This is a genomic window from Bacillus sp. FJAT-27225 (assembly GCF_001685025.1).
GTDB lineage: Bacteria > Bacillota > Bacilli > Bacillales > Cytobacillaceae > Bacillus_D.
The window spans coordinates 151813-176670 of record NZ_MAYU01000022.1 but is presented as its reverse complement, the minus strand read 5'-3'; the positions used below and the strand labels follow the sequence as shown (position 1 = coordinate 176670).

Here is a 24858-nt window from a genome sequence, read left to right as displayed (position 1 = left end):
ATTTATCTCATAAAAAGGTGAATTTTGTAAAAATACTTAAATTTACTAATAATTCAGATAAGTGTAGGCTACTAATGGTAACTACTACTAATATTTAAGGAGGAAAAATAGTTGCGGAAAAAAACGATGTCACTTTTACTTACTGCAGGATTAATGCTAAGTGTCAATGGGGCTTATGCCAAAGCTCCGGAGGCAGGAACTCCAAACACCAATGCGGCTGCTGCGTTTGACAACAAGATCATCAAAAAGATAAGTGCTGACAACATGTATAATCACATCGCCTACTTATCAGAAGTTCCTCGTCAGGCTGGTACTCCGGGAGAACTAAGAGGTGTAAACTACATAGAAAGCCATTTTAAACAATATGGCTATGAAACTGAGGTGCAGCCTTTCCCAATCTATTCCGTGATACGAAATAATGTCAGCGGCTTAGTGGAAATTGGAGGACAGAATTTGAATCCTTATGTTCTCTCTGGTTCATTTAGTGGAGAGATAACAGCAGAATTGGTAGATGTCGGCAAAGCATTTTTAGGTACAGTGCCTGACAGTGTAAAGGGTAAAATTGCTTTAATCGAACGCGGTGATATCACATTCGTTGAAAAAATCCAAAATGTACTTGATAAAGGCGCTGTCGGGGTAGTTATGTATAACAATTCTGGTACATCTAACAGGTTTGGTCAAGCCGCGTACGGTCAAAACATCCCAGCGGTAGCAATTACTAGAGCCCAAGGATTATCAATTGTAGAGCAACTGAAAAATGGTCCCATAACAGCCCATATAAAAGTAACAGGATCAGGCCTTGAAGAGAAAATCTCCTACAACGTGATTGCCAAAATGAAGCCAAACAAGAACAAAGACACTGGACAAGTTGTCATGGTCGGTGCGCACCATGATTCCGTTGCAAATGGCCCAGGAGCAAATGATGATGCCTCCGGCGTATCAGCTGTCCTTGAGCTTGCAAGAGTCATGGCCAATATGCCAATAGATTCTGAGCTTCGCTTCGTTACATTCGGTGCAGAGGAAGCGGGTCTGTTAGGTTCCTATCATTATGCAGGAAGCTTAAGTGAACAGGAAGCTGATCGCATAGTTGCTCACTTCCAAATGGATATGATCGGCAGTAAAGATGCAGGCGGTGAAAATAAGGCTAACGGTTTAATCATGTATACGATAGATGGCAAGAAGAACCTCGTAACCGATCTTGCTTCAGCCGCAGGTGCAAGAACCGCACTGGGGGAAGCCGTTCCGTATGGACAACTGGGACGAAGCGACCATGAGCCTTTCCACCTCCTGGGTATACCCGCAGCATTATTTATTCACTCGCCGCTCGAGCCATGGTACCACACACCTGCTGACACGATTGACAAGATCGATAAAAACAAACTGCAGGAAACAGCAGAACTCGTTGGTGCCTCTGTTTACCAAATCGCCCGACCAGATACGCCAGCATTAATTCATTCAAGAGTAGCACCACAACCAGTTGACTATGACTTTGAAAACCGCCCACCTGGGGCTTAGAATTTTCCCTTGGAAAGAAGAAGTTTAATAGAAAACGAAAGGGCTGTCCATTTGGGCAGCCTTCTCTTTAGGTATGCTGCCTATCACCTGCTTGGTGCTTCCAATAGCGCCAAGCTATTTTTATAGGCTATTCATTGTTTAGCAGGCGAAAGAATAAACTTTTACCTATTGAAAATAAATTTGTATTAGACCCCTAACGACTAAGATTGAGGGAGGAGTAACGGATGGATGTGCTGGAAGCAATTAAAACAAGAAGAAGCTTTGGGCTTTTGAAGGATGAGGCGGTGCCAGATTCAATTATTGAACAAATCCTTGAAGCAGGAACCTGGGCCCCTAGCCATTTCAAGACAGAGCCTTGGCGCTTCTTTGTCCTAGTGGAAGAGGGGAGAAAACAACTAGGAGAGGTTTTTAGGAAAATTGCAGAAATGAAGGGGGAGGCCGACTCAGCCAAGCTAGACAAGGAATTAAAAAAACCATATCGTGCCCCGGTCGTTATCGCAGTGGCAGCAGAACCAGCAACGAATCCCAAAGTAGTCCAACTCGAAGAATACGGCGCGGTTTATGCCTGCATTCAAAATATGCTTTTGGCCGCACATGGCCTGGGTCTGGCGGGATACTGGCGGACAGGTGCACCAACGTATGACTCGTTAATGAAAGAATTTTTCCGTCTGTCAGAGAATGGGGAGGTCCTCGGATTTCTTTATTTGGGCTATCCGAAACGCGCCCTGCCTGAAGGAAAAAGGAATCCATTTCAGAACGTGACAAAGTGGATTAGATAGCATTTTTTCATTTAAAAAACAAACGGGCCTGACATCATTTAATAGTGCCAGGCCCGTTTGTATTCGTCCAGTCATGCTATTTACACGTATTGACCCTGTTCAAATGATAAATATCATTCACCCCATAGAGATCGAACCGATTGCATAACTTATCAATCCCATTCTCCATCTTATAGTCCATTTCTTCCTTATAAATCGGCATGACATTGTAGATAAAAATGTTCTTGTCATTTCTAACCTTCAATGAAAAAAACTTGCCATCAACGATAGTCGGCGGAATTAATAGAGACGCACACAACTGTGTCCCACCGATGAAGGGCTGAATCGGGTTCCCGTTCTGAAGCGTATGGCCATAGGCCAGCCAGGTATTATACTCATGGGGAAATCTTGCTAAAAACTTCATGTTTCCAATCGGCCAATAATTACGCTCATCATTAAAGCCCTCATCCGAAATATCGTATTCCTCCGGCAAAAAGCAAACCAATTCAGCAAACCGCCAGTCTTCAGCCCCTTGGGGGACGTTCATTGCCAAATCACTCATCCCATGGGTCACTAATGTGTGAAATGGCTTTTCGGGAGTTGGTGCAACATGATATACATCAATATGGACTAGATTTGAAACAATCTCATGGAAAACAGCATTAAGTTTTCCTATATAGGTTTCAATATGCTGCTCGAATTTTTCCTTAGCTTCAAAATCATATTCCCTTACCCCTCCGAACTTCGTTTCCTGTGATTCGTACTCATATACAGGTGCCCCGGATCCTGACACCTTTTTCTTTTTCTTAAAAGGCCACATTCCCATACCCCCTCAAATTTTTTACAATACTACTGTGTAGTTTAATTCTCTTTTTAAGCCAAGCTATCCTGCAGCATGATGAAATTATCTGCATTTTTCATAAAAAAAAGCTTGCTGCTTCCAAAGCAACAAGCCTTTCTTTTAATTATGGAACAATCCGAGTAGTTCCAGAACTTTCTTCATTAAGCACCTGTAGCCCTCCACCTGCTTCAAGGGCAGAACCAATTGCCGCAAGTATATCTCCGGCAATCGCAATCTTTTGTTCCTGAAGAAGCCTAAGGATATCAGTTTCATATATTTGTTTCGTAACAGAGATAGCTTCCAGAAGCTGACCGATTGTTCTGATTGAGACACCCGTTAATATTTGCTGTTCACCGGTCAGGTTCACATCCTTCTCCAATTGAAGCAGCCCACTTAAGCCTTTGAGTTCGATAAGTTGGCCGACTACCTGAACCCATAACCCGAGGGCCACTTCTTTTTCATAACGCAAGACCTCTGCGCTTTTCCCATTATTACGTTCTTCCCCAAAAGTTTCCTGGTTCATCATAATACACAACTCCTGGCAGAGTTTTTGTTTATTTTATGAAACCGAGGCGATTATGTTCAATCAGTTTAGCATGAATAACGTTTGAACTATTTTATTGAGACGTTGTCCTGATTCACTATGAGAATATCTTGTTTCTGTGTAATTCGGTTTGTCCTGAAAAACGAAAAATGTGTCTCGAAAAACAAAAAATGTGTCCTGATTCCATAAAAAGATGTCCGGGTCGATAAATCCTTTCGCGGGTTAGCTGAAACGGACCAGCCTCTTCTCATGCATCATTATGTTTGCGGATCCAACTCTCACTTTAACACTCAACCCATTGACAAGAGCGAACCATGGTTATATGATAAATCGCATGGGATGTATCGGACACGATATATCTTGTCCGGCGTTTTGGAAGGGGACTTTATAATGGTAAACAGAGAAGAATTTATTCGTGAATCAATTGATTTTTTGCATCGCTATTTAATGAAGAGCATCCAAAGGCATGCCGAGGAGCACGGCCTTACAGCTCCCCAGTTAAAAGTCATAGCTGAAGTGCTCGTAAATCAGTCCATAACAATTAAACAGCTGACCCAAAATTTACGGATGACCCAAAGCACTGTTTCGGATATAGTGGAACGCTTGTCAGCCAAGGGGATTTTATTGAAAACTCCCAATCCGGCCGACAAACGCTCCGTGAACATTTCTGTAAGCGAAAGAATCCTAAAGGGGATTAAAGAGAGTTCAACAAAGCCGGTCAAACGGGCTGTAAGTGATGCGTTAAGCCTATTATCACCAGATGAGCAGGATACTGTAGAGCAAGGAATGCGTTTATTTGTCAATGCAGTTAAAGAAAAAATGGAGACGGACGGTATGGTTATGACCGAGTCATTCGATATTCTGTTTTTTCCATCAACTCAATCCAAGGATAGGTAGTATGTCTGGCTTTTTTACAACAGTCAGTTTGAGGAAGCATCCTGATTGACTCAATAATTCAGCGACATTGAACGTTAATTTTGCGATTTGGAATTATATATTTTGAACTTGAAAAATTATTTATTGTAGTCCTGTTGATTGAAGAGGAAGGCGCGAAGACTCCTGCGGGAGCAGCGTGACAGGTGTGACCCCACAGACGCCATCGGCGGCGAGGAGGCTCACCGCACGCCCCGCGGAAAGCGAAGCGCCTCGTGACAGGCAAAGGACGCCTGTCCCTGCGATGAAAATTCTAAGAAGCTTCCCTTTGTGGAACGGAAATCAACAGACCTATTTTGAACATGTTAATTTCAATCTAAATAATACAATTCGAACTAAGAATCTTGGAGTGTAAAAAATGAATCTACATGATTTAAAAAACTTAAAAACAGATTTGACCAGGTTCATGATGGCATATAAGTTCGCGGTCGATGAAGTGGAAACAAAAATCAATATCCTGAGGGAAGAATTTCAATTCATCCACGACTATAGTCCAATTGAACATGTAACATCGAGAGTCAAATCGCCAGAACGCATTATTAAAAAGGTGATGCGAAAAAAACTTGAGTTAAGCCTGCCATCCATCAAGGAGCATATCCGTGACATTGCGGGAATCAGAATTACCTGTTCCTTTGTTCCTGATATCTACAAAGTCAGCGAAATGCTGCAAAAGCAAAAGGATATTACAGTAGTGGAAACCAAGGATTATATCCAAAATCCAAAGCCCAATGGCTATCGCAGCTTGCATCTGATCATTGAAATACCGATTTTTATGTCCGACCGGGTAGAGCACGTCCCCGTTGAAATCCAAATAAGGACGATTGCAATGGACTTCTGGGCAAGCCTGGAACACAAGATTTTCTACAAGTACAACAAGGACGTTCCAGACGATCTGCTCCAGGAACTGAAAGAAGCAGCAACAGCGGCCAGCATGCTGGACCAGAAAATGCAAAGAATTAATGAAGAAATTAAACTGGTTAAGGAAAAAAATGAACTAGACGAAATGAAGCTGAATGGCAGCAACAATACGCTAGCAGAAATTCCTTTTCTTGTTGAAAATTTCCTGCTAAGTGGAAAGAAATGAAGAGACAATAACTGGACCTTTTACCCACTTAAACCTTGGTTAAACCAAAAAATGATGATTTTTTTACAAAAACCGACAAAAGTCCCTATGCAGAATTGATTTTTTATGAGAAAATCTAGTTGTAAGAAAGCTTTATTTTTGGAGGGTACCATGACTGAGCAAGAGAAAGTTTTAATTGAAAAGACGTCAACGATTTTGGGCAGAAACACTAGCAGCATGAAGCTCAACGACATTATTGAACAGTTGGTCCGTATTATTGAAACGAAAAAATAAAGCAGAGGATTTATCCCTGCATCCATAAACGTAAATGGCCCGATGCTTCTCGAAAGCACCGGGCCTCTTTTGTTTGGTTTTCTTGAAATGGTTTCAACCAATTCTTAAATATCTTCAATGGTAAGAGACAATACAAAAGCTCAGGCCATCAAAAGGCTCTGAGCTCATTGTGTATACGAAATTATTAGACTGAAATCGTTTTTCTTTGATTAATTTTAGTGCGTTTCGGCTCTTTATACTTTTCCTCCCAAAAATCCGCGCCTTCAATACCGACCTTCTCAGGTTTGAAAACTGGGTCTTTCCCGGCTTTTCTTTGCCTTACATAGTCTTTAAGGACTTTCAAAGCAGGTTTGGTTAAGAGCAAAATCACAGTGAGGTTTACCCACGCCATTGTTCCCATTCCTAAATCACCAATTGCCCAAACGGCAGATGCGGATTTAATACTTCCATAGAAGGCAGCTGCCATCAGGACGATTTTCAAGAGGTGAGTTGGCCAATTTGCTTTTATCTTTTTACTGCTTAAAAGGAATGCGAGGTTTGTCTCTGCTTTATAATAATAAGATAAAAGAGTTGTAAAACAGAAGAAGAACAATGAAATAGCAAGGAAGGCCAAACCGAAACGTGGCAGAACCGAGTCGACAGCAAGCTGTGTATAGATAGCAGGGTCTGTATTTCCTAGTTTATTTGTGATTGGAGCCATTCCTTCTGGCTTTACATCATACATACCGGTAATCAGAATCATGAATGCTGTTGCAGGGCAGATAATAAGAGTGTCTATGTAAACTGAGAATGCCTGTACGAGTCCCTGTTTTGCAGGGTGGGAAACTTCTGCGGCACCCGCTTCAAATGTTTCACTGCCTAAGCCGGCTCCATTCGAGTAAACTCCTCTTTGAACACCCCAGGCAATCGCAGAACCCATCAATCCTCCAAATGTCGAATTCAAGTTAAAGGCACTTGTGAAAATTAATGAGAGCACGTCAGGAATTTGTGAATAATTCATGCCAATAATAATGAGAGACATGACGATATAGCCAATCGCCATGAACGGCACCATGACCTCAGCCGACTTGGCGATTCGCTTTACACCGCCAAAAATAATTATCCCGAGTAACAAAACAACTACAGCCCCTGTGACTGCAGGTGGTATTCCAAATGTGTTATCCATAGTCAACGCTATCGTATTTGCTTGAATCCCTGGCCACAAAAGACTCATGACAATTAAGATCAAGACCGCTGAGACACCTGCGAACCACTTCATCTTTAAGCCTTTTTCTATGTAAAAAGGAGTTCCTCCACGATATTGGCCATCGATTTTCCTTTTATAAACCTGTGTTAGAGTGATTTCAATAAACGAAGTAGCACTTCCCAATAGCGCAGCCACCCACATCCAAAAGACAGCCCCAGGTCCGCCGAATGCGATTGCGGTTGCTACACCCGCTATATTCCCAGTACCAACCCTGCTTCCCAAGGACATCGCCAATGCCTGGAAGGATGAAACGCCGGCTTTTGAACCGTCTCCATCAAAGGTTAGCTTAATCATATCCTTTAAAAAACGAATTTGGACAAAACGGGTCAGGATCGTATACATCAGTCCTATACCTAAAAATCCAAAAACCAACCAAGGACTCCAAATGTACCCATTCAGCCATGTAACTAATTCCTCCACAGAATCCCACCTTTTAACATATGTATAGTTCCCAACTTTCCTATTTTGCCGGGAAGATTGTCGAATAATAGTGACAATTACCCTTAATACTTGAAACTAAAACTATTTCGAGAAAATTCTGCAAAAGTATTAAACTAATCCACTGGGTCTACATACCCACACAGTAATCTGGATTAATACTCCAAAACTCACTATTGAATGAAGGCCATATTATTGATAGTCTTTTAAGAGATAAATTTTTACAAAAAAAGTATGGTAAGGCATTGGGCAGGGGGAAATAGTTTGAACTCAGAAACGAAGCACCAACCAAGAAAATTGATAAAAATAGCACGGGTATTGATGATTATTATTGGCGGATTTATCACAGCGTACGGACTCGAAGCCGTCTTAATCCCTAATAGCGTATCGGATGGCGGAGTGACCGGCCTCAGCATTGTTGGTTCACAGTTAATGGGGATTCAACTTGGAGTATTGATTGCACTGTTAAATATACCGTTCGTCTACTTGGGTTATAAACAAATCGGCAGGAGCTTTGCGCTAAACTCGGTCATTGGGATTTCGTCACTTGCAGTCGGGACAAGCATCATGCACCATATTCCGACGATTATCCAAGGAGATACGCTATTAATAACGGTAGTGGGCGGAATCATCATTGGCTTTGGGATGGGTTTGGCACTTAGGAATGGCGGTGCCCTCGACGGAATTGATATGCTAGCTGTCCTCCTTTCCCGGAGACTCCCATTTGGGACGAGCGATTTCATTTTATTCCTCAACATGTTTGTCTTTATTGTCGTTTCGACCGTATTCGGCCTGAAGGGGGCATTTTTGTCCGGTATTGCCTATTTTATTGCATCCAAAGTTATCCATATTGTTGAAGAAGGGTTAAGTGGTGCGAAAACCTTTAAAATTATTACCAATAAACCCGAGGAAATGGTTGAGACGATCCGTGACCGGCTGGGGCGAGGTTCGACATTGAAAATGGTTGAAGGCGGATATTCCAACGAGAGATTCAAGGAAATCACATGTGTTATCAACCGTCTTGAGGATAGCAAAATGAAGGATATTATTAATGAAATCGATCCACAGGCGTTCATTACTGTTTATGATGTGGCAGAAGTAAAGGGTGGAAACTTCCGAAAGCGGGATATTCATTAAAATTAAAGCTGATGCGTTATTCAAGGACATGAATAACGCATTTTTTTATTTAAAAAAACGAGCAATTCGTCATATAAATAGACGATGATATACAAAATAAAGAAGGATTTCTAACAAAAGACCATCAATGGAGGAAAGTTAAATGGCTGAAAATAAAGAGGAACTTAAAGAGCAGCTGAGTGTACTAACAGCTAGAAGGGATCGAATACAGAAAAATCTCTACGAGGTCGAGAAGGAAATTAATGAAATCACGAAGAAGATTTCAAAGTTGAAGGACTAGCTTCCTCACGTGGCAAATTCTATTGCCGGAGAGGTGTATTGCTCTAACTCTCAGTCGCTCGTGAAGCATACAGAATTCGATAAATTATTTAAAAATGTTTCCCCTACCACTATCTGGATAACTAAATAGGAAATATAATGAAAAGAGAAACTATTTTCTAGTAGGGGACTTATTCATGTTCAATACATTTGAAATGCTAATGATTGACCTACTATTGATTCTGCTGATTACAGTCTTTACGGAGATGCTGCTGGATACCAAGGAATATTCTAAGCAGAGCAGGAGTTTGGTTTATACGGTGTCTTTTGCATTGGCATTATTCGTCAATTTTATCTTTACTGTCCAAATAAATGGGATGTTTATGATGGATTTGCGCCATACCGTAATTCTGATCGGAGGGTTATATGGGGGAAGTTTGACCTTGCCGATATTATCGGCATTTGCGATTGGTTATATCATGGTCTATTCACCGGACGAAGCGATGGCAAATACAATCATGGTCATGATTGAAAGCATTGTCATTTATATTTTATCCAAACACTACCATAAATGGCGGCTTCGCAAGAAATTAGCAATGACAAGCTGCGCCGTCATTTTAGTAGGTTATTCCGGGATGAAACTTATACAGTACATCTTTAATTATACAACAGGCTATGATTTTTTAATTGTTTCCTTCTATGGGGCAAGCATCCTGATTTTAATATACGCCCTGGAATGGGTACGCAATTCGATTGCCATCAAAAAAAGAATTCAACGTTCTGAAAAACTTGAAATTGTAAGCCACCTCGCTGCTTCCATCTCTCATGAAATCCGCAATCCTTTAACAGTAACGAAAGGATTCCTTCAAATACTGGAGAACGACGATTATCCTGTTGATAAAAAGAGGGAATTTATCTCATTGGCGAAAACTGAACTTGAACGTGCCGAAAGAATCATTACTGATTATCTGACGTTCGCTAAACCGGCCTCGAATAAAATGGAAGTGTTGGATGTAAGTAGAGAAATACTGCATATTATTGAGGTCATTCATCCTCTTGCAAATATGAATTCAGTACTCGTGCATACGAGCCTTAACCAGGAAATGAAGGTAAAAGGTGAACGCCAATTGTTTCATCAATGTATTTTAAATATCGTAAAAAATGCAATAGAAGCAATGGAGGAAAATGGCGGTACATTAACCGTACAATCCCAAGTGAAGGGCAATATTGGTGAGATCCGCATTTCTGATACGGGTGTGGGGATGGAACGTAAACAAATCGAGAGACTGGGAGAACCATATTTTTCTTTAAAGGGAAAAAACGGAACGGGTCTTGGAATGATGGTTGTTTATAGTATTGTACACTCTATGAATGGGAAGGTTTTTGTTGAAAGCAAACCAGGGCAGGGAACTAGTTTTATTTTGCATTTCCCACTCCTAATAGAACAAGAGGTTCCTATCGGAGAATAGAATTCACAGAAACATAGTGGCCCAATTAAATTTAAAATGTAAAAATCGGTTGAAAAAAACATTTTTTGTCGGAATTTGTTTCATATAAAGAAAGAGGAAATCTTTTATCAAGAACAGAATATAATACGTAGGTAGCTTTTTTGCGCATGCAAAAGAGCATAGAAAAAAGAGTATGGGGGATTATGTTGAAGCTAACAAAAGGAGTATCTGTGTTGTTGATTTGTAGTTTCATAGGCTTGGCCGGATGTACGGATGGAGTGGAAGTGAGCAAGCAGCCGAAGAAAGTGAACGCAGTAGACAGGAAGGCTGAACAAAAGCCGGAAGCACCTGTAAAAGAACCCGTTAAACAACCAACAGTCATTTATATAAAGGATCCAGCAAAGAGCTATGCCATCCATGCCTTTATTCCTGAAGAAATGGGTTATGGAAAAAACAACGATGAATACAAAAAGAATCTTGAAAAATGGGCAAGGGAGCTTGCTGCGGGGACAGAGGGTAAGCCTGGCTATGACAAACGCGGAACGCTTGACCGGATAGGCCCCGATGGACAAATCATTAAGGGAGAGCAGCGAGTCATCCTGGAAGAAGCCGAATTGGTCGAGAGTGTGCTGAAGGCCTCGGCAACCGGCGGGGATGTCGTTTTACCAGTTATCACGAACGCCAATAGCTATGCTGCCGAAGATGCAGCCCAATTGAATGAAGTTCTTGTCGCCTCGTATACGACCTATTTTGATAGCAGTGTTGCCGGCAGAACCAAAAATATTGAATTGTCCGCCAAGGCAATTAATAATCTGATCGTTGGAGTCGGAGATCATTTTTCGTTCAATACTGAGGTCGGCCCTAGTGACGAAGCCCATGGCTATCAGCCTGCCAAGGAAATCGTAAACAAAAAGCTGGTCATGGGGATCGGCGGTGGCATTTGCCAAACATCTTCCACTCTTTTCAATGCAGTGGACCAACTTGGAGTCGATTATGTTGAGTGGCACCATCACTCCCTTAACGTCGGCTACGTTCCACAGGGAAGGGACGCAACGGTTTCCTATGGGGGACTTGATTTCCGTTTCTTAAATACAAGCGGCGCCCCGTTCCTCGTGAAGACTGTTATGAAAAAAGGCGCTTTGACCGTCGAAATCAGGACTGCCAACAAATTTAAGGACGCCATTAAGAAACGGGTGTAACTGGTTTAGCAGGTTGAATCGAAAAATAAAGAGGAATTATGGGTCGGTACAAAAACACTCTGATTTTTTAGAGTGTTTTTTTGTTAAAAAATTCTAGATTTACATATTGCAAAAACTAATATGATTAGTTAAAATAAAACTAATCATATTAGTTTTAAAGGGGCGGGATAAAATGAGAGTGATCCAAGAAGGAAATTTAATTCAGTTAACAACCCTTCCGAGGCTTTTTCCAGTAAATTGTTATCTTATAGAAGAGGAAGCTGGTTTGACGCTGGTGGATGCAGCCATGCCATTCTCTGCAAAAGGAATTTTGAAAGCGGCAGGGTCAATTGGCAAACCAATAACCAGCATTGTTCTTACTCATGCCCATGAAGACCATGTAGGGGCACTCGACATCATCAAAGCTTCTTTTCCAGATGCTCTTGTGTATATTTCGGAGAGAGATTCAAGAATACTGAATGGAGACCGGTCACTCGATCCACAGGAAGAGCAAACACCAATCAAGGGTGGCATACCTAAAAGTGTGAAAACAAGGGCGGATTTGCTGTTAAAAGAAGGAGACCGGGTTGGTTCACTCCTCGCTGTGGAGACACCAGGGCATACCCCCGGCTCAATGTCTTTTTTTGATACCCGCAGCCAAGCTTTGATTTCAGGAGATGCATTCCAAACAAGAGCCGGTCTGGCCGTTGCAGGTGACAAAAGACTGCTGTTTCCTTTTCCTGCATTCGGGACATGGAGCAGGTCATCGGCCTTGAAAAGCGCGAGAAAACTATGCAAACTAGAACCGTCCCTCCTTGCCACGGGGCATGGCGAATTGCTCAAGAATCCTGTAGGACATATGGAAGAGGTTATTCGAAGATTTGAAAAAATGATAATGTAGGAGCGAAAGTATGTCACCTAGACCAAAACAAGCGCTAGATTTAACAACAATTTTAGAGACTGCGGTAAAGATTGCGGATGAAGCCGGAGTCGCAGAGGTTACTCTTGCAAATCTCGCGAAAGAACTGAATATACGGCCCCCCTCTTTATATAATCATTTTGATGGCTTGTCAGGGCTGCAGGAAAATTTGGCTCTGTATGGAATCAAACGTTTATATGAATCTCTGGCAAGTGAGGCAGTCGGCCTTGCTGGAGAAGAGGCTGTGATGAGCCTTGCAAAAGCGTATATTGAATTCGCCCGGAAACATCCAGGTTTATATGAAGCTACATTGTCTCCAAGAAATATCAATAATGAAGAGTTCCACAAGATTGGAGATAAAATCGTCGACCTGACAAAACGTGTTCTTACGGCCTATGGCCTGGAAGGAGAAAGTGTTTTACATGCTGTACGAGGGCTGCGAAGCATCTTGCATGGATTTTCTTCTCTTGAACAAAAGGGCGGATTTGGAATGGTATTGGATACGGATCTTAGTTTGAGGCTCATTCTTAAATCCTTCCTTAAAGGGATTGATGAGATGAATGGGGAGGATTGGTCACTGAATATGCCATAAAGTCTTCAAATAAAGGCGGTATTTTCCTCAGTTCTAACTGTTATAATAATAGAAACAACTGCTGAAAGTAGGGGATATATCATGAAAACATCCCGCATTTTCACTCCTTCAGAACTCCATACCTATATAGAATACTTGAGGAAAGAAATGATCACCGCAAGCCAAGACTATGGAATAAAGAGTAACCAATCCCTTGAAATCAGCCAGGAATTGGACTATTACATTTATCAATATCAATTACTTAAAGAAAATTCCAAGGTAAGTTAGGAAGAATACACGAGGACGAACATGTAAAAAGAGGGGAGATATCCCCTCTTTTTATTGGGTTAAAGAGCTTTCGACTATTTAGCTAACAGGAAAGCGTGTCTAATCAGTTTATTGGGCACATTTCAAATGGTTCCAGTGCCCAAAACGTTACCAATACAGTCTATTGGTTACATTTTGTATGTTTTTAGAACTCAAAACGTTACCAATCTAATCTGCTGCTACATCCCCATGTATCAAAAAACTAAATTAACTAATAATCAATAATTCATTCATAAAACTCCATATGACCCTTTTCTTTTCTATAATACTCCAACCGATCATCAAGCGTCCCAGTATGAAATTCAAATTTATGGCCGTCGGGATCTGCAAAATAAACGGAGCGCTTATCCCGCTCATCACGCTCGCGTCCCGGCAGGATTTCGACTCCGAGCAGCTTCAGCCTTTCAATCAACTCTTCAAAATCGGCTTCATCTACCGAGAACGCTATATGTGTATACGATTCCCGGATCTCATTCCTCGGAATATCCTTCTCCACATTCAATCCCAGCCACATCCCTGCCAAATCGAAGTATGCTGTGCTCCTTCCTTTGACCAGCAGCCGAGCACAAAATACATCTTGGTAAAATGTAATTGACTGTTCTAAATCGCTTACTGAAAAAAGAAAATGATTTAATCCCTTAATAGTCATACATCTGCTCCCATCCCATGCAAGATCGTTTTTACCTTACCTACCCAATAATAATTCCTTTTTATTCCTCCCATGAGGAATTTTCCCTCTTTATACTTTTTTTATAGTTGATATAATTATAATGGTAAATTATTGAGGGGGAGTAAGGATTTGAAAACAATCTTGTTACTGATGGCATTTGTTGTGCTAGTGGCTTTCATCGGTGTCTTGATATATGCTGCTGGTACATGGTTCAGCATCCAAAAGGGGAAAGGGAAGGCCTATTTTAAACGGCCAGGGCTCCTGATTAGCACGGGTTTGCTGCTGACCTTTATTTTAGTAGGCTGCTCAGGGGGACCAGCGCCAGAAGAAGCAGCTGCCAAACCGAAAGTAGAAGAAAAGAAAGCAGATAGAGACGAAGAAAAGCTTTCTGCTGCCGAGGCGGAAAAAGAAGCTGAAGAAAAGGCGCAAGCAGAAGCAGAAAAAGCTGAAGCGGAGGCAAAAGCAAAAGCCGAAGCAGAAGACAAGGCTAAAGCTGAGGCGGAAGCCAAAGCCAAAGCAGAGGCAGAAGCGAAGGCAAAGGCTGAAGCCGAGGCCAAAGCAAAAGCTGCGGAAGAGGCAAGCAAAGCCGCAATGGCCGCAATGGCCCTTGAAAAGGTCACCATTGGCCGCGTAGTTGACGGTGATACAGTAGAACTTACAGACGGAAGAAAAATTCGCCTTGTCGGCGTCAATACGCCTGAATCAACGAACCGGCATGAAACATACGGAAAAGAAGCTAGCAATTACACGAAGTCAAAACTTAGCGGAAAAACCGTCTACATCCAAAAAGATGTGAGCGACACTGATCGCTATGGCCGTTACTTGCGTATAATTTGGCTTGGAGTACCTTCAAATGATATGAACGAAAAGGAAATCCGCGCTAAAATGTTCAACGCAGATTTAGTGTTGAACGGATATGCTGAGCCATCGACGTATCCGCCGGATGTGAAGTACAGTGAGTTTTTTGTGAAATTTGCACGGGAAGCGCGCCAGGCCGGGAAAGGCTTATGGGCATATGGATCGGAAGGCACGACTAAAGGCGACCTTGACTCAAAACAATCGTCTTCCAGCAAACCGGCAGCTTCAAAGCAGCCAGCACCTGCCAAGCAGCCAGCACCTGCCACAGGTGGCCAGGAAAATTTCGCAAACTGTACCGAACTTAGAAAAGTCTACCCGAATGGAGTCCCGTCCACCCATCCAGCCTACCAGGCAAAAATGGACCGCGACAAAGACAATTTTGCGTGTGAGCGCTGATAATACTACCAAAAAGGCTATATGTCCAGCACATGGACATATAGCCTTTTTTTATTACTTCACACCTTCCTGACAAGTCTGTCATTTGATTTAAGCCGTTGTCGCTGCTTAGGATAAAATCAGTATATCGGTTTAACCTCATATGGTATTTAAACTTTAGAGCAGGATTTTCCCCTGGTTTCCAGAAAGTAATAAGGTAAGGTTAGAGCGTAGAGGTGGGAGTAGATGAGACGGTATAGGGGGGTACTCGGTTCGCTTTTAATAGTGGCGGCCGTAATGATGGGAGGAAGGGACTACTTTCTCGCTAAGGCGGATAAGCCGCCGGAGTTTTCCATGCTAAAAGATGTTTATAAAGATGGGGGAACGAAAGTCTATATAGGCTTAGGCTACAAAGTAATTGACTATAATCAACTTAATGGCCGTAAAGATGTCGCCTTTATTCCTTTTTATGTAGACCAGTGGGAGCTTAAATAAAAGATATCACTCTAGGTGCGCTGACCCAAAAAGGATTAACGCACCTTTTGTTTTTTTTATTTTGAAGTCTTTACAAAAACTATTTGATTAGTCTGGTATGATAGTTTTAAAGAATGGGGAGGAAGATAGGTTGCGGGATAAATTGAATGCAATTCCTGAAAGGATAGGATTTGCGATAGGGATAACGTTAATCCTGGTAAGTTCATTATTGTTATATTTATTATCTCTTTTCTTCAATATTGGTCCATGGACTCAGATGGTTGTGGGGGTTCCTATTTGGTTTATTGCTACCTTATTTATAGTAAGTGCTGCTGATAAAAGACATGGGATTAATAAGAAGAAAAAATGACTGTTTTTTCAAAGCAAAGACCCTCGTCGGCTGATGACGAAGGTCTATCAATTTTAAAAATCTGCAATAATCTCAAAGACAGTTCCCTGGTTATAATCAGTAACTCTCGTAGAGCCATGGACTCCTAAAAACAGTCTGGATTGATCCTGGTTGGCTCCCAAACTAACATAATTTGCTGATTGGGATCCAAAGTTATAATCAGTTTCAATGATGCCATAATCATTCAGCTTCCCATCCATTCTCGCCCTCGTATAAGCCAAAACCCCTCTGGCCGGGGATTGGGAAGCTTGCCTCATGGCAAGGTCAGTAAACACAACACTCCCCGTTAGATCTGGGAGTGCATTTCCGATATAGCTTTGCACTCCTGTAAGTGCAGTTCCTCCAAACTTACCAGGCCGGGAATCTTTATGAAAATAGGTTGTTATAGGAGGCAGACGCCTTGTTAAGACAGCCGCTGCATCATTGAAAAAAGCGATTGTTTTTTCATCCAAAGATGGATTTGATTGGCAGCCCCGACTAACTGGTGTAGGGAACGCACCTTCCCAGCCTCGCCATCCCAGGTTGATAACTCCTTCTTGATTTAGAGCAGTTTTCATTAAATACTCCTGCACAAGCTGAGTAACCGGTAGCGGTTTATAGCGAATAAATGAAAAAATCGACTCTGCGAAATCCTGGCCTACATTTCCTACATATTTAATAGTTTGATTGTAAAGCCTTTGAAAAGAAATGCCTGGTATATTGCGAACCCCTTTAACAATAACCGTAAGTGTTTCCTGGGTGGCAGCGGGAAGTTCATGAAAACGTGTGGCGACTGGCGGATTAGGGATGAATGTATTTTTACTAACATCTATTTCAAGTATTTTTCCGGCGATTTCCATGTCATCCTGGGCTAGATTAAAGGGATCATAGCCGGAACCGCCATCTCCGGTTGTTAAAACAAGCCTTCCTGTTTCAGGTGAAAAGCTCAAGCTATTTACCCCGTTATGATTAAAAAAAGGCCGTCTTACATTTAGTATTGTCCTTCGCCTTTGAGGCTGGCCATTTGATTGTAAACTCCATTCTTCAACTGTATCAATATGGTCATAGCGAGCTTCTCTATTTTCCCACTTAAGGTTTAAAGACCTTGGATCACACGGATTAGGAGTATAGGATTCTGATAGGGCACCCGGGCCTTGTGTTCCAGCTACTGAATAATGAAGATAAAACAATCCGTTCGAATAAAAATGGGGATGAAACGCCATCCCAAGCAATCCCCGTTCATCATAGCCACCGGCTGCACCCAGTTTTATAATTCGCGAGCGAATATCCAAAAAGGTTTTGGCACTTCCGTTACCTATGTGAATGATTTCTCCCGTCTGGGTTGCAATAAATAATCGTTCGATAGAATCACCTGGAAGTACAGTTGTTTTCACAACTGTGGGCAGATTAATACCACTGATAATCGGACGTAAACGAACCTTCACGTTTTTCACTACTATGACCCTCCTTCATATTCGCTTTTTATAGAATATGATGAGAACGGGTGTAATCATGCTCTTTTGGGGTGAAGAATGGAGAAAGGACTTTTTTTCATGACAAAATAAAAAAGACTGCAATAATAGCAGTCCATCATAGAAACCCACTTCTGATGTATGATTGGCACTATTTAAATTCAATAGTGTCCCCAATTTTTATACTGCCGGGTTTTACAACTGAAGCATAAACTCCGAAGCTCCCAGCGTTATTTCTGGCAATCGTCCTTAGTACATCAGAATCCTTTGGAAGATCACCCTGTGCCAATGTCGTCATGACACAGCGCTTTGTCTCTTGGGAAATTTTAAGTTGTACATCGCCGATTGTTAAGGTCCTGCCTACCCAATCATTTTCCACAAAGCCTTCAACATCCGGAACTTCAATGATTATGTTTGGCCTGAAGCGGCGAGGTTCAAATCGGCTTTCTGGCGCGAGTTTCCTCACATAATTAATTGTCGAAGTGGTAATGATGTGTACGAAATCAATGTCAAAGAAGGTATTTTCAGGCGAAGTTCTTGTGAAGATCGTGCCTTTGTTGTCCAGTTCCTCAATTTCTTCTGGAATATATCCTTCAAACTGGACATCCAATGCTGATGGAGTAGACAAATGAACATTCCGATTAAAACTTTCTGATAGCCATTTATCTTTTTCCTCATCCGTGCTATCAATCCAGCTGCCGTCGGGAAGTGTAATTCTTACTGGAGGAGTTGCGGCATCCTTCTGGGGCGGGTCAATAAACTTTGCCCGGTACTGAAACATGGTTGGCCATTTTTTTGGATTTTTTGCATTTGCAAGTTTGCCAGTTTCATTGTCGATGATACCATACGCTCTGTCACCTAATAATCCCTTTTCCGTAACCTCGCAAGCATTCAACTCTTCTCCCATCATGGACTTAACTGGATATCGCCAAAGAGAAGCAACCTTAGCGGCTGTCACATTCATCACCCTTCCTTTTCGTATGTCTTTATCGTTAGTATATTGTTTTCCGAAATTTTAAACAAAGAAAAAGGGGCAATGGCATAAGTCAATCGTCAGTGAAGGATAAGAAGGGCAAGGGAGGAATCACACTATTTTTGTTGAATTCTTTTTTAGATAGTAGAAAAAAATGATGCGCTTGAGGTGTAAAGATGAAAATCATGTGGGAACCGAATTGGTACGAGCTGGACCAAACTATAATTGTTGGAGATAAAGATTTTTTCTATCTTGAAAAAGATAACCCTAAATTTGCAGAAAATATGGTGTCCCCTGACGATAGGGAAGTGGTTGGGAAAATTGTAAAGATTACACATCATGAACTCGGTGAGCTGCTAGGAATCTATACAATTGGCTTAAGTTACAAATTTTTCCTGAAAGATGGTACATATATTCAAGTGGATGCAGAACAGGATATTGGGGAGATTGAGCATCCGGACGATTGTAATGTGAATAATTGGTTCTTTCAAGTAGAAGTAGATATCCTTGAAATCACTGGCCACACTTCTTTGGATAGATTAAAAAGATTAGGGAAAATGGAACGGATGAAGCTGGAAAAAGAAAGAAAAGAAAGGTATAAACGACTCCTGAAAGCAGAAAAGCTATGATTCATCTTTACTTTTTACCTTGTTAAGCTGTTTATTATGAAGTTTGGACAAGAATAGAAGTGCAAGGACAGAACCAATTAGGTTCAACAGCATATCCCATTCTGCATCCCACTTGCTGCCCTGTGTACCTAAAAAATTCCTGGATACTTTTCCTCCATGTCCAATTAGCGAAGCCAACCACTCGATTATTTCATAAAAGGCACCGATTGCCAGGGAAATACTTAGAATGATCGCAATTAACCAAGGCCCTCTCATTAATGGAGTTTTTCGCAATAAAATTTCCCTTATCACGATTGAAAATAAACCCTTTAACAAATGGCCAAAGCGATCATAATGATTTCGATGTAAATCAAATACGTCTTTGATCCAATTAAAAAGAGGAACTCTTGAATAAGTGTAATGGCCGCCGATGAACGTAAGGATGGCCAAAACTGCAATGATTAAATAGGACAGGGTAGTAAGCCGAAAGCGTTTGTAAGTAAAGATGGCAATTAATACTCCAATAACCGCAGGACCAGTCTCAAGAGCCAATAAGCCATAACCTCCAACTGGCTTGATCATTGACCATATAAAAACCGCGATAACAAATAAGAGCAGTAAAATGTGAATTAACTTAATTTTTCTTTTTGTCATTGTACCCATCCTTAATGGCTTGTCTGTGAAAAAGATAATCCTTCCATTTAGTGTTGTTTAATTTTTGAAGATTATTCAAATAGGATAGGTACTTTAGTCAGGTACTTCGTAATAATAAAAAAATACTGCAGACAGCCGCTGCAGTATTTGTTAAAGCTTATTTGAATATGGTTGATACGACCTGGTCGTAACTCATGTTGCTGTCAACCATATATACACCAGGACGGAGCTTGTTCATCAGCCCTTTTTTCTCAATATCCTTTGAAAAAGCAAAGGCATCCTTGACTATACCAGCTTGTTCAAGAGCTCGTCCTACATTGATACTGGTCATGCCATCCGAAACATTTATGAAAACCTTAGTTACAGGTTTGGCATCTGCCGTGTTTTCTTCAGGCTTCGTTTGTTCTGGTGCTGGAGCTTCTGCGTTCTCTATAGCCTTGTCGAATTCCTCTTGCGTTTGCACGACAAAGCCCTTCGTTTCAAGATTACTCTTCATTTCTTCATCAGAAAGTTCAACTTTTTCTGTTTTGGAAACCGCCTTCGGTGTGTCAGCAGTGAAGTAAACAGCTGTACAAATTGCTGTTGTGACTAACATTCCCGCAGCAAAGCTGCTCAATTTATTAACCTTCATTAGCAACTTTTCTCCCTTCATCATTCACATTCTGAAAAGGAGCCAGTATTTCTACTATCTTACTAGGAGTGACCTTTTTCATTTCTGCAATACTATCAATTGAATAATTACGATAGTACAAGTCCAGAACTTCCCGCATTAAGAGCAGTTCCTCAGATGACAGTCGAATTCCAGCTGCCTTAATGAACACTTCCTGGTCAAGCTCTATGTTTCGAATTGAATTTTGAAGAGCGTTGATTTCTTCCATTAGAGAAATATGAATCTGATCGATTTCGTTGTGTTGAGCCTTAGCTGCCCGGGTTGATTTCAGAATAGAGTAAATCAGGATTAATACGGATATGACAAATAATCCGGCCAATGTCCATTCCATCAATCATACCTCCTTCTTTTTTGGACTATAGATTCACAAGTTTTTATTATACAGGGATTCAACTTATTTTTCGAATGTTAACCTATAAATCCAAAGAAGCAGGAGTGGATATTATCTTGGTTCTTATGAGACTGGGAGGATATTTTCCTTAAAATGAATAAAAATTGCTATATCTACAAAATAAACCCTACATCTGGTTTGACACCTAACTTATACCACGGTTAAACTATTAATGATTGGAATATTTAGAATAGTCACAAGGGGGATGGAAAAATGAAAAAAGGATTGTTTGCATTACTGTCAGTATTTTTCCTTATTATCGCAGGATGTTCTTCGACCTCGTCAGGAGGGGGAGGGGATGCAGATCCGAAGGCAGTCACAATTGCTACAGGGGGAACAGGCGGGGTTTATTTTCCGCTTGGTGGCGGGATAGCCGAGATTTTGGAAAAAGACAAAGATCTTGGTATTACAGCAACTGCCCAGGTAACTGGAGCTTCTGTAGAAAACATGCAGCTTTTATCAAAAGGGGAAGTCCAGGTAGCCTTCACACAGAATGATATCGCCGATTACGCAGTGAACGGAAAAGAGGTTTTTAAAGACAAGTTGAAAGGTGTAAGTGCTATCTCTACTCTTTATCCGGAAATTATCCAGCTTGTTGTGGCGGCTGATAGTGATATTCAGACCATTCAAGACCTAAAAGGCAAGAAAGTTTCCGTTGGGGCACCAGGGAGCGGAAATGAAGCAAACAGTAAACAAATACTTAAGGCTGCGGGCTTAAGTTATGACGATATTAATGAAGAGCTGAAGTCGTATGCGGATTCAGCGGACAGCTTTAAAGATGGTTTGATCGACGCCATGTTTGTAACGTCAGGCGTTCCAAACGCTTCCGTTTCGGACATTGCTGTATCAAAAAAGGTCCGTGTAATCAGCCTTGGCGATGATGTCATTTCCAAATTGAAAGCGGATTATCCATTCTTTATTGATGAAGTTGTTCCGGCAGGTGCCTACGAAGGCCAGGACAAAGATGCAAAAACCGTTGCTGTTTTGGCTGCTTTAACAGTCAGCAGCGATTTGAGTGAAGACTTTGTTTATAAAATGACGAAAGCAATTTATGAAAACCTGGATAAATTGGGTGCCAAGCATGCGAAAGGAAAGGAAATCAAAGCGGAAGCTGCCCTTGAAGGGCTGACAATTCCTTTGCACCCTGGTGCGAAGAAGTACTTCGATGAGAAGGGCATCAAGTAAGGGGCATTAAGTTAGGGGGGAACACGCAAGGGAGCTGTTCAGGCTCCCTTGCGGCTTTTATGAAGAAGGTTGCCGCATTCCTCATGTTTATACCGCTCTTCTTCTGGTTTGGAGCAGAGAAGCATACACCGGAGCTTACCATCACATCAAATAAAACAAACAAAATTTTGTGGACCATGCCTGTCGAAGTTGGTGACCGGTTTACGATCAGGTTTACCCACTCCGTGGAAAGAACCGAAGTGGATGAAGTCATCCGGATTGGAGATGGCAATCTAGTAATCGATTCAACCATTTATGAATCGTTCGGTGCCGGATTACCCTTTGACATTGAGGGAGAACAAAAGATGAGGATGGAAGACGGAAAGGTGATCATTGAGAATATCAATCGGGAGATTCCTGTCATGGACCTGTTTATCGGACAGGTTATTGCCAATCATACGTTGATAATTAAGGGAGAAGAGATTCCCTTGAAAGATTTGAGTGAACCTGGAACCTCGCTGCGCTTCTCTGTTACAAACAAAAGCCGAGTACAGTCATTTTTTAGGAGGTTGGTGCAATTTGAATAAAGGGGTACAGGACCAAGATACTCTAACCGAAAAAGACCTGCAGGACCTGTTGGCAGAATATGACCCGGAATCAGGGACAAGAAGGCTGCAAGGGATTACGGATAAACTTGTCGTGCTGATGGCAGTTTCATTTTCAATCTTCCATATTTATACTGCATACATTGGAGGGCTTAACTCCCAGCTTCAGCGCTCCATCCACTTGGCGTTTGTCCTTGGCTTAATATTCCTTTTATATCCTTATACGAAAAAGAAAATCGGTGAATCTAAAATACCTATTTATGACATAGTCCTTGCGGCAATCGGGATTTTTGTCGGTCTTTATTGGCTTTTGTTTTTCGATGATATTGTCAGCCGAGTCGGAATGCTGACTCCTCTTGACCTTACCGTCGGGGCACTGGCAATTGTCCTGGTGTTGGAAGGATGCCGGAGAGTTGTCGGCTTGCCAATTACAATTATTGTATCGGTATTTCTTTTGTATTCTTTGTTCGGTCCATATTTACCTTCCTTCTTAAGGCATGGCGGAATTTCCTTTGAACGGTTATTTTCGCATATGTATTTTACAACCGAAGGAATTTTGGGGACGCCTTTGGCAGTATCCGCGACTTTTATTTTTCTGTTTGTCCTATTTGGGGCTGTTCTTGATAAAACAGGAGTAGGGGACTATTTCAATGACCTTGCTCTTGTCGTTGCCGGAAGGGCGAGCGGAGGACCTGCAAAAGTAACGATCTTTTCCAGTGCACTTCAGGGAACAATTAGCGGAAGCTCGGTTGCGAATGTTGTTACATCAGGCGTGTATACGATCCCGCTGATGAAAAGACTTGGTTACCGTAAGGAATTTGCTGGTGGTGTTGAAGCCTCTTCATCTACTGGTGGACAAATCATGCCGCCGGTAATGGGGGCAGCGGCCTTCCTGATGGCTGAATTTACAGGCATCCCTTATTGGACAATTGTGAAGGCGGCAGCAATCCCCGCGATTCTGTACTTTGTCGGAATCTGGATCATGACCCATTATGAAGCGAAGCGGCTTGGCCTGCGGGGACTGACAAAGGAAGAATTGCCTTCCGTAAAATACGTTCTATCCAAGATTTATTTGCTTGTGCCAATTATCGCCATTATTTACTTCCTGAGTGCAAATATGAGCCCGATGCGCGCGGCGCTATATGGCCTGTTTATTGCCATTGTCACTGGATTCATCCAGCCGGGTGAAAAAAGGCTGACAATCAAAGGGTTAATTGAAGCACTTGAAACGGGTGCCCGGGCCGCCCTTGGCGTAGGGATTGCCTGTGCTGCCGCTGGAATGATTGTCGGTGTTATTGTTTTAACCGGCATCGGCCTTAAGTTTGCAAATGGGCTGATCGGCCTTGCTGGAGGGAACTTGTTCCTTACATTAATGTTGACAATGGTAGCCAGCCTGATTCTAGGGATGGGTGTTCCGACAACGGCAAACTATGTTATTACATCGACGATTGCAGCGCCTGTCTTGGTTGAGCTTGGATTTCCGCTCTTGGCAGCGCACATGTTTGTATTCTATTTTGGCATTCTCGCTGACATTACCCCGCCGGTAGCTCTGGCTGCATTTGCGGCATCGGGAATTGGGAAGAGTGACCCGCTGAAGACAGGAATTGAATCAACCCGCCTGGCCATTGCAGCATTTATCATCCCGTATATTTTCGTGTTCCAGCCGCAAATGCTGCTCATTGATACTGAGTGGACGGGAGCGGCTATGATCATGATTAGCTCAACAATTGGGATGATAGGGGTCGGCGCGGGAATGATTGGGTATTGGGTAAAACCATTGAACATTTTACTGAGGCTCCTTTTGGTAGCAGGAGGCATCATGCTCGTTATACCTGAATTGACAACATCGATTATCGGCTTTGTGCTAATGGTATTGGTATATGTTTACCAAAAGTTCTTCCAAGGAGATTCCGGGAAGGGTATGAAAATAGAACCACAACGCCAGGTACAATAGATCGAAGGGGGATTCCCCTTCGATTTTTTCTTTCGTTTTTGAACAAATATTTTCGGTGATTGGAGAGTATGTAGATGTGTTTCAAGTTGTCCGTCTAGATGTACGAAAAGGAATCAGGACAAATTTAGAACT

General features: G+C 41.9%; 28 protein-coding genes. 19 read left to right on the top strand and 9 right to left on the bottom strand.

The window, feature by feature from the left end; translation table 11 throughout:
• Positions 1-111 precede the first annotated feature (111 nt).
• Both A8F94_RS16975 and A8F94_RS16970 read left to right on the top strand, forming a co-directional pair.
• A complete protein-coding gene (locus A8F94_RS16975) occupies positions 112-1515 on the top strand; it encodes a M28 family peptidase (RefSeq protein WP_066202944.1) in 1404 nt (467 codons plus the stop codon).
• Between the two features lie 224 nt (positions 1516-1739).
• A complete protein-coding gene (locus A8F94_RS16970; protein ID WP_066202941.1) occupies positions 1740-2294 on the top strand; it encodes a nitroreductase family protein in 555 nt (184 codons plus the stop codon).
• Positions 2295-2370: 76 nt separating this feature from the next.
• Here the strand turns inward: A8F94_RS16970 and A8F94_RS16965 are convergent, their stop codons facing one another.
• Both A8F94_RS16965 and A8F94_RS16960 read right to left on the bottom strand, forming a co-directional pair.
• Positions 2371-3093: a suppressor of fused domain protein gene (locus tag A8F94_RS16965; RefSeq protein WP_066202939.1), complete on the bottom strand. Its 723-nt coding sequence runs from the start codon at positions 3091-3093 to the stop codon at positions 2371-2373.
• Positions 3094-3238: 145 nt separating this feature from the next.
• Entirely contained in the window at positions 3239-3640 is a 402-nt protein-coding gene (locus tag A8F94_RS16960) for a hypothetical protein (protein ID WP_066202936.1), read from the bottom strand.
• 408 nt (positions 3641-4048) lie between these two features.
• Here A8F94_RS16960 and A8F94_RS16955 point away from each other — a divergent pair, with 408 nt between their 5' ends.
• From A8F94_RS16955 to A8F94_RS26400, 3 genes are all read left to right on the top strand, one after another.
• Positions 4049-4555, top strand: a complete 507-nt coding sequence (locus A8F94_RS16955; protein ID WP_066202933.1) for a MarR family winged helix-turn-helix transcriptional regulator — start codon at positions 4049-4051, stop codon at positions 4553-4555.
• 394 nt (positions 4556-4949) lie between these two features.
• Positions 4950-5675, top strand: a complete 726-nt coding sequence (locus tag A8F94_RS16950; RefSeq protein WP_066202931.1) for a GTP pyrophosphokinase — start codon at positions 4950-4952, stop codon at positions 5673-5675.
• Positions 5676-5825: 150 nt separating this feature from the next.
• Positions 5826-5948, top strand: coding sequence for a hypothetical protein (locus tag A8F94_RS26400; protein WP_302621318.1), 123 nt, complete (start codon positions 5826-5828; stop codon positions 5946-5948).
• 184 nt (positions 5949-6132) lie between these two features.
• Here the strand turns inward: A8F94_RS26400 and A8F94_RS16945 are convergent, their stop codons facing one another.
• Positions 6133-7614, bottom strand: coding sequence for an alanine/glycine:cation symporter family protein (locus tag A8F94_RS16945; protein ID WP_066202927.1), 1482 nt, complete (start codon positions 7612-7614; stop codon positions 6133-6135).
• A gap of 339 nt (positions 7615-7953) precedes the next feature.
• On the opposite strand from A8F94_RS16945, the gene A8F94_RS16940 reads away from it, so the two are divergent.
• The 7 genes from A8F94_RS16940 to A8F94_RS16915 all read left to right on the top strand — a co-directional run bounded on the left by A8F94_RS16940 (position 7954) and on the right by A8F94_RS16915 (position 13431).
• Positions 7954-8769: a YitT family protein gene (locus A8F94_RS16940; protein ID WP_441294205.1), complete on the top strand. Its 816-nt coding sequence runs from the start codon at positions 7954-7956 to the stop codon at positions 8767-8769.
• 142 nt (positions 8770-8911) lie between these two features.
• On the top strand, positions 8912-9049 hold the full coding sequence (locus tag A8F94_RS25845; protein ID WP_175384453.1) for a hypothetical protein: 138 nt from the start codon (positions 8912-8914) through the stop codon (positions 9047-9049).
• A gap of 175 nt (positions 9050-9224) precedes the next feature.
• On the top strand, positions 9225-10496 hold the full coding sequence (locus tag A8F94_RS16935) for a sensor histidine kinase (RefSeq protein ID WP_066202921.1): 1272 nt from the start codon (positions 9225-9227) through the stop codon (positions 10494-10496).
• Between the two features lie 182 nt (positions 10497-10678).
• Entirely contained in the window at positions 10679-11674 is a 996-nt protein-coding gene (locus tag A8F94_RS16930; RefSeq protein ID WP_077247788.1) for a VanW family protein, read from the top strand.
• Between the two features lie 172 nt (positions 11675-11846).
• The gene (locus tag A8F94_RS16925) at positions 11847-12554 is read left to right on the top strand and encodes an MBL fold metallo-hydrolase (protein ID WP_066202915.1); all 708 of its coding nucleotides are present in this window, start codon (positions 11847-11849) and stop codon (positions 12552-12554) included.
• Positions 12555-12564: 10 nt separating this feature from the next.
• Positions 12565-13164, top strand: a complete 600-nt coding sequence (locus A8F94_RS16920) for a TetR/AcrR family transcriptional regulator (protein WP_066202912.1) — start codon at positions 12565-12567, stop codon at positions 13162-13164.
• Positions 13165-13245: 81 nt separating this feature from the next.
• Positions 13246-13431 carry an aspartyl-phosphate phosphatase Spo0E family protein gene (locus A8F94_RS16915; protein WP_066202909.1) on the top strand — a complete coding sequence of 62 codons (186 nt, stop codon included), beginning with the start codon at positions 13246-13248 and terminating at the stop codon, positions 13429-13431.
• A 265-nt stretch (positions 13432-13696) separates the two neighbouring features.
• Here A8F94_RS16915 and fosB read toward each other — a convergent pair whose 3' ends face one another.
• Positions 13697-14119: a metallothiol transferase FosB gene (gene fosB, locus A8F94_RS16910; protein WP_066202907.1), complete on the bottom strand. Its 423-nt coding sequence runs from the start codon at positions 14117-14119 to the stop codon at positions 13697-13699.
• A 150-nt stretch (positions 14120-14269) separates the two neighbouring features.
• Here fosB and A8F94_RS16905 point away from each other — a divergent pair, with 150 nt between their 5' ends.
• From A8F94_RS16905 to A8F94_RS16895, 3 genes are all read left to right on the top strand, one after another.
• The gene (locus tag A8F94_RS16905) at positions 14270-15394 is read left to right on the top strand and encodes a thermonuclease family protein (RefSeq protein ID WP_254660885.1); all 1125 of its coding nucleotides are present in this window, start codon (positions 14270-14272) and stop codon (positions 15392-15394) included.
• 225 nt (positions 15395-15619) lie between these two features.
• A complete protein-coding gene (locus A8F94_RS16900; RefSeq protein ID WP_066202902.1) occupies positions 15620-15868 on the top strand; it encodes a hypothetical protein in 249 nt (82 codons plus the stop codon).
• 130 nt (positions 15869-15998) lie between these two features.
• The gene (locus A8F94_RS16895; protein ID WP_066202899.1) at positions 15999-16217 is read left to right on the top strand and encodes a hypothetical protein; all 219 of its coding nucleotides are present in this window, start codon (positions 15999-16001) and stop codon (positions 16215-16217) included.
• Positions 16218-16270: 53 nt separating this feature from the next.
• Here A8F94_RS16895 and A8F94_RS16890 read toward each other — a convergent pair whose 3' ends face one another.
• Both A8F94_RS16890 and A8F94_RS16885 read right to left on the bottom strand, forming a co-directional pair.
• Complete coding sequence (locus tag A8F94_RS16890) at positions 16271-17689, bottom strand: PQQ-dependent sugar dehydrogenase (protein ID WP_066202896.1); 1419 nt, start codon at positions 17687-17689, stop codon at positions 16271-16273.
• Between the two features lie 169 nt (positions 17690-17858).
• Positions 17859-18671 carry an MOSC domain-containing protein gene (locus A8F94_RS16885; RefSeq protein WP_066202894.1) on the bottom strand — a complete coding sequence of 271 codons (813 nt, stop codon included), beginning with the start codon at positions 18669-18671 and terminating at the stop codon, positions 17859-17861.
• A gap of 185 nt (positions 18672-18856) precedes the next feature.
• On the opposite strand from A8F94_RS16885, the gene A8F94_RS16880 reads away from it, so the two are divergent.
• Positions 18857-19309 carry a hypothetical protein gene (locus A8F94_RS16880; protein WP_066202891.1) on the top strand — a complete coding sequence of 151 codons (453 nt, stop codon included), beginning with the start codon at positions 18857-18859 and terminating at the stop codon, positions 19307-19309.
• Here the strand turns inward: A8F94_RS16880 and A8F94_RS16875 are convergent.
• The 3 genes from A8F94_RS16875 to A8F94_RS16865 form a co-directional block, all read right to left on the bottom strand.
• Complete coding sequence (locus A8F94_RS16875; RefSeq protein ID WP_066202884.1) at positions 19304-19942, bottom strand: DUF2238 domain-containing protein; 639 nt, start codon at positions 19940-19942, stop codon at positions 19304-19306. The two genes, A8F94_RS16880 and A8F94_RS16875, sit on opposite strands and share 6 nt — an antisense overlap.
• Positions 19943-20099: 157 nt before the next feature.
• Positions 20100-20573 carry an aminodeoxychorismate lyase gene (locus A8F94_RS16870; protein WP_066202881.1) on the bottom strand — a complete coding sequence of 158 codons (474 nt, stop codon included), beginning with the start codon at positions 20571-20573 and terminating at the stop codon, positions 20100-20102.
• On the bottom strand, positions 20563-20943 hold the full coding sequence (locus A8F94_RS16865) for a hypothetical protein (protein WP_066202878.1): 381 nt from the start codon (positions 20941-20943) through the stop codon (positions 20563-20565). Before A8F94_RS16865 ends, A8F94_RS16870 begins: the two co-directional genes overlap by 11 nt.
• 273 nt (positions 20944-21216) lie before the next feature.
• Between A8F94_RS16865 and A8F94_RS16860 the strand changes: the two genes are divergently transcribed.
• From A8F94_RS16860 to A8F94_RS16850, 3 genes are read left to right on the top strand one after another with little or no spacing between them, the layout of a single operon-like run.
• Positions 21217-22188 (top strand): TAXI family TRAP transporter solute-binding subunit, encoded by a 972-nt coding sequence (locus A8F94_RS16860; protein WP_066202875.1) that lies wholly within the window; start codon positions 21217-21219, stop codon positions 22186-22188.
• Positions 22189-22247: 59 nt separating this feature from the next.
• Positions 22248-22754, top strand: coding sequence for a DUF1850 domain-containing protein (locus tag A8F94_RS16855; protein WP_066202872.1), 507 nt, complete (start codon positions 22248-22250; stop codon positions 22752-22754).
• On the top strand, positions 22747-24726 hold the full coding sequence (locus A8F94_RS16850; protein WP_066202869.1) for a TRAP transporter permease: 1980 nt from the start codon (positions 22747-22749) through the stop codon (positions 24724-24726). Before A8F94_RS16855 ends, A8F94_RS16850 begins: the two co-directional genes overlap by 8 nt.
• Positions 24727-24858: the final 132 nt, after the last annotated feature.